The organism is Gordonia sp. (in: high G+C Gram-positive bacteria) (genome assembly GCF_049299075.1).
Taxonomy (GTDB): domain Bacteria; phylum Actinomycetota; class Actinomycetes; order Mycobacteriales; family Mycobacteriaceae; genus Gordonia.
Window position 1 is genome coordinate 1 of record NZ_JBAQWU010000439.1, and the last position, 4,758, is coordinate 4,758.

Genomic DNA, 4,758 nt, shown 5'->3' on the forward strand with positions numbered 1-4,758 from the left:
CCCCAGCGCAGCGGGACACCGCCGGTCGCCACGTCAGGCCGCAAGCGTCGCCGCTGGCCGGTGGCCGCGCGCAGCGTCGAGGGCCACAGCACCCGGTGCCCGTCGAGTTGGCCACCGCGGCGCAGCAGTTCGGCGAAGCGGGAGAGTTCGTCGGCGGTGGAGACCGCATTCGACGAGGGGACCACCCCGGTGAGGAACCGTTCGGTGTTGGCCATCGGGATGATCTGCGCCATCGTGCCGCCGACCACCCGGGCGAACGCCGCGTCGATGGCGCCGGAGTTCGGTGGTCCGGTCACATAACTGGGGCCGACGAGCCCGACGTCGTCGGGTGCGACGCCAAAGTTGGTCCACCGGAAGCCGAGCGGATCAAGGATTTCGTTCGCCAGAATGTCGCGGATACTGCGCCCGGTGGCCGCGGCGACGATCTCGCGCACCAGCGGACCCCAGGTCAGCGCGTGGTACATGTGCAGGGTCCCTGGCGGGTAGATCGGCCGCAGCGCCGACAGCATCTCGCGCGTGTAGGCGCTGTCTTCGCTGCGGCGAAGATCCGGGCGCGGCCCGGTGGGAATCGGCACTCCGGCGCGATGCGTCAGAACATGGTCGACGGTGGTGCGGCCCTTGCCGTGCGCGCGGTAACCGGGAATCAGATCGTCGATCCGATCGGACAGGCGCAGGTCGCCGCGCTCGATCAGCAGGTGCACCACTGTCGACGCCATCGCTTTGGCGGTGGAGAAGACACACACGGGGGTGGTGGTGCGCAGTGGCACCGGCTCGGCGGCGCCGGTGCCCGCGCGGCGCGCCAGTACGTCGTCGGGGCCGTTGCCGACGGCGTGCCCGATGGCCCGGTTGAGAATCACCGCGCCGCGGTACCGGACACAGACGGCGATCCCCGGCTGGACGCCGGCCTGATACCAGTGGCGCGCCGCCGCCCAGATCTGTTCGGCCGCGTCGGGATTCGCCGGGAAGTCCGCCTCGTCGTCGACGTCGGTGATCTGATCGAGGTCGGCGGCATCCAGGCTGTCGGGCGGGTGAATGCGCCCGATGGGCGCGGGGACTGTCGCGGTCACACCCAGCACGCTACTGTCTCAGCAGAAGTAGAACACGTTCTAAGTTGGAGGCAGAGTTGTTCGAGTGGTCCGAAGAAGACCTGATGGTGCGCGACGCGGTGCGCGGTTTCATCGAGAAGGAGGTCCGCCCGCACGTCGACGAACTCGAGACCGGCCAGCTGCCGCCGTTCGACATCATCCGCAAGATGCTCGCCGCCTTCGGCATGGACTCGATGGCTGCGGAGTCGCTGGAAGCCGATCTCGCGGCGGAGGAAGCCGGCGAGGTAAAGAAGGGCGGCGGTTCGACGGGGCTGGGCAACACCATGTTCCTGATCCTGAATATGGAGATGGCCGGCGTCGCGCTCGGTCTGATCGCCTCGATGGGTGTCTCGTTGGGCCTGACGGTCTCGACCATCCGTGGCCGCGGTACCCTCGCGCAGAAGCGGCGCTGGCTGCCCGAGCTGGTCACCATGGAGAAGGTCGGCGCCTGGGCCATCACCGAACCCGACAGCGGATCCGATGCGCTCGGCGGTATGAAGACCACGGTGCGCCGCGACGGCGAGGACTACATCCTCAACGGCAACAAAACCTTCATCACCAACGGCCCCAACGCCGACACCATCGTCGTCTTTGCCAAGCTCGACGAGGGGGACGGGACGCCGATGCGTGAGCGCAAGGTGCTCACCTTTGTCCTCGACTCGGGCATGGAAGGCCTCACCCAGGGCCCGGCATTCAAGAAGATGGGCATGATGAGCTCGCCCACCGGCGAGCTGTTCTTCGACGACGTCCGGCTGTCCAAGGACCGGCTGCTCGGCGAGACCGAAGACACCGGCGCCGACAAGAGCGGTGGCGGCAACGCCAAGGCCGGCTTCACCGCCGAGCGTATCGGCATCGCGGCGTTGAGTCTGGGCATCATCAACGAGTGCCAGCGCCTATCGATCGAGTACGCCAAGAGCCGGAAGCTGTGGGGCACCGAGATCGCCCGCTTCCAGCTCATCCAGCTGAAGCTGGCCGAGATGGAGATCGCCCGTATCAACGTGCAAAACATGCTGTTCACCGCGATCGAGGCCTCGCAGGCCGGAAAACCGCCGAGCCTGGCGCAGGCTTCGGCGATGAAGCTGTACTCGTCACGGGCGGCCACCGAGGTCGCGATGGAGGCCGTGCAGCTATTCGGCGGCAACGGCTATATGGCCGAGTATCGGGTCGAACAACTCGCCCGCGATGCCAAGAGCCTGATGATCTACGCGGGCTCCAACGAGATCCAGGTGACTCACGTCGCCAAGGGCTTGCTCCGCGACTGAGCACCGCGGCGGCCGGGTCAGCTGTCGATCGCGACTTCGCGTTCCATACCGCGCCGGCCGCCAGCGAGCTCGACCGCCGCGTCGAACTCGGCGTCAATGGCCTCGCCGTCTTTCCGAGTCGTCAGCAGGCTGACCGGGATGGCGACCAGGAAATTGGCGATGAAGCCGGGAATGATCTCGTACAGGCTGTCGTGCAGCGACGTCTGGCCCCAGATGTAGGCGACGACGGCACCGGTGACGATGCCGGCGAGCGCCCCGGCAGTGGTCAGTTTGCGCCACCATAGCGAGAGCAGCACCGTCGGGCCGAACGCCGAACCGAAGCCCGCCCAGGCGAAGGCCACGAGTGCCAAAATGCTGTTCGACGGGGAGAGCGCCAACAGAACGGAGATCACCGCGATGATGAGCACGCCGAGACGGCCGAAGCGCACGTATGTCGACGGCTCCAATTCGCGCCAGCCGGCCTTCGCGGCGACCAGTTTGTAGAGGTCTTCCACCACGGCCGACGAGCAGACGATCAGCTGAGAAGAGATCGTCGACATGATCGCGGCCAGCACGGCAGCCAGCACCAGGCCGGCGACGAAGGGGTGGAAGAGCACCTTTGACAGCGCCAAGAAGACAGTTTCCGGGTCGTTTAGTTCGTCGGCGGTGCCGTAGTACGCGAGGCCGACCAGCGCGGTACCCACCGCACCCACGCCACACAGGATCATCCATCCCAGGCCGATGCGACGGGCGGTGGGGGCGTCGCTCGGCGAGCGCAGCGCCATGAACCGGACGATGATGTGCGGTTGACCGAAGTAGCCCAGACCCCACGCCGCCGCGGAGATGATCGCCACCGCACTGCCGCCGGCGAAGAAGCTGAGGCGCTCGGGATCGACGGCCTTGATGCCCTCGACTGTGGCGTCGAATCCGCCGAGTTCGATGATGCCGACGATGGGGACCGTAACCAGTGCGAGGAACACCAGAATGCCCTGGGCGACGTCGGTCAGCGAGGCGCCGAGGAACCCGCCGAACAGGGTGTACAGCATGGTGATCCCGGCGACGATCAGCATGCCCCAGGTGTAGTTCACGCCGAAGGACTCGTCGAAGAACTTGCCTGAGGCCACCATGCCGCTGGAGACGTAGAACGTGAAGAACACCAGGATGATCACGCCGGAGACGATGCGCAGGGCATGTGACTGGTCGTGCAGGCGACGTTCCAGGAAGCTGGGGATGGTGATCGCGTCGCCGGCGACCTCGGTGTAGGCGCGCAGCCGTGGGGCGCAGATCTTCCAGTTCAACCAAGCGCCGGCGGTGAGGCCGATGAAGATCCACGATTCGACAAGGCCACTGGCGTAGACGGCGCCGGGCAGGCCCATCAGCAGCCAACCGGACATGTCCGAGGCGCCGGCGGAGAGTGCCGCCACCCACGGCTTTAAGCCGCGGTCGGCCAGCATGTAGCCGTCCAAATCGTCGCGGGTCTGGCGGTAGGCGTAGTAGCCGATCCCGAGCATGCACGCAAAGTAGAGAATCACGGCGGCAAGCTGCCAGTTTTTATCGCTTAGCATGGTCGTAGCTCCTCGACGTCGGCAACTTCTCGGCAGACGACTAATGCTATGAGCATTGCTCCACCTTCGAGGGCAGTTCGGCTGACCCCACCTCCCGTCGCGTCAGGCGCTAACTACCTCGGCGTCGCGAGCGGGGACCACCTGCTTGTAGACCAGGAACTCGTCGTCGACGGGGCCCCGCTTGATCAACTTGCGGTCGGCGTAGACGCTCATCGACATCTGCCACGGGTCGACGGTGCCTTGGCGCGGCAGCGTGTCCAGGGCGCGCTGGACGTAGCCGGCGCCGAAGTCGAGCAGCGGGCGGGTATCCATCGCCGGGTCGGTGTGCGGGCGAACGCTGGTGTAGCCGCGAGCGTCCATGTAGCTGAGGATCCGGATGAAGTACTGGCACAGCATGTCCACTTTGAGCGTCCACGACGAGTTGGTGTACCCGACGACGAAGGCGAAGTTCGGCAGACCGGACAGCATCAGGCCGCGGTAGGCGACCGTCTTGGTGAGGTCGACGGGCGCGCCGTCCACGGCCAGCGTCATGCCCCCGAAGAGCTGGATATTCAGACCGGTGGCGGTGACGATGATGTCGGCTTCGAGCTCTTGTCCGCTCTCCAGCAAGATGCCGGTTTCGGTGAAGGTCTTGATCGCGCCGGTGACGATCGACGCGCGCCCGGCGCGTAGGTCTTTGAACATGTCGCCGTCAGGCACCACGCACAAGCGCTGCTCCCACGGGTTGTACGGCGGGGTGAAGTTCGGGTCCATCGGGTAGTCCTTACCCAGCATGGCCCGATTGGTTTGGCCGATCACCTTGCGCATCGTGGCCGGGAAGCGCTGGCACAACGTGAAGATCACCCGCGACTGGAAGATGTTCTTCTG

General features: G+C 66.1%; 3 protein-coding genes and 1 pseudogene. 1 reads left to right on the plus strand and 3 read right to left on the minus strand.

Annotation, left to right across the window (positions count from 1 at the left end; translation table 11 throughout):
* The coding region (locus WAW85_RS14040; protein WP_422560217.1) for a serine hydrolase at positions 1-1,067 on the minus strand (1,067 nt) is incomplete at its 3' end.
* A 56-nt stretch (positions 1,068-1,123) separates the two neighbouring features.
* Between WAW85_RS14040 and WAW85_RS14045 the strand changes: the two genes are divergently transcribed.
* On the plus strand, positions 1,124-2,347 hold the full coding sequence (locus tag WAW85_RS14045; RefSeq protein WP_422560218.1) for an acyl-CoA dehydrogenase family protein: 1,224 nt from the start codon (positions 1,124-1,126) through the stop codon (positions 2,345-2,347).
* A gap of 17 nt (positions 2,348-2,364) precedes the next feature.
* Here the strand turns inward: WAW85_RS14045 and putP are convergent, their stop codons facing one another.
* Together putP and WAW85_RS14055 are read right to left on the minus strand one after the other, a co-directional pair.
* Positions 2,365-3,891 (minus strand): sodium/proline symporter PutP, encoded by a 1,527-nt coding sequence (gene putP, locus WAW85_RS14050; RefSeq protein ID WP_422560219.1) that lies wholly within the window; start codon positions 3,889-3,891, stop codon positions 2,365-2,367.
* A gap of 102 nt (positions 3,892-3,993) precedes the next feature.
* Positions 3,994-4,758 (minus strand): annotated as a pseudogene (locus WAW85_RS14055) (FAD-containing monooxygenase EthA); the annotation flags it as partial.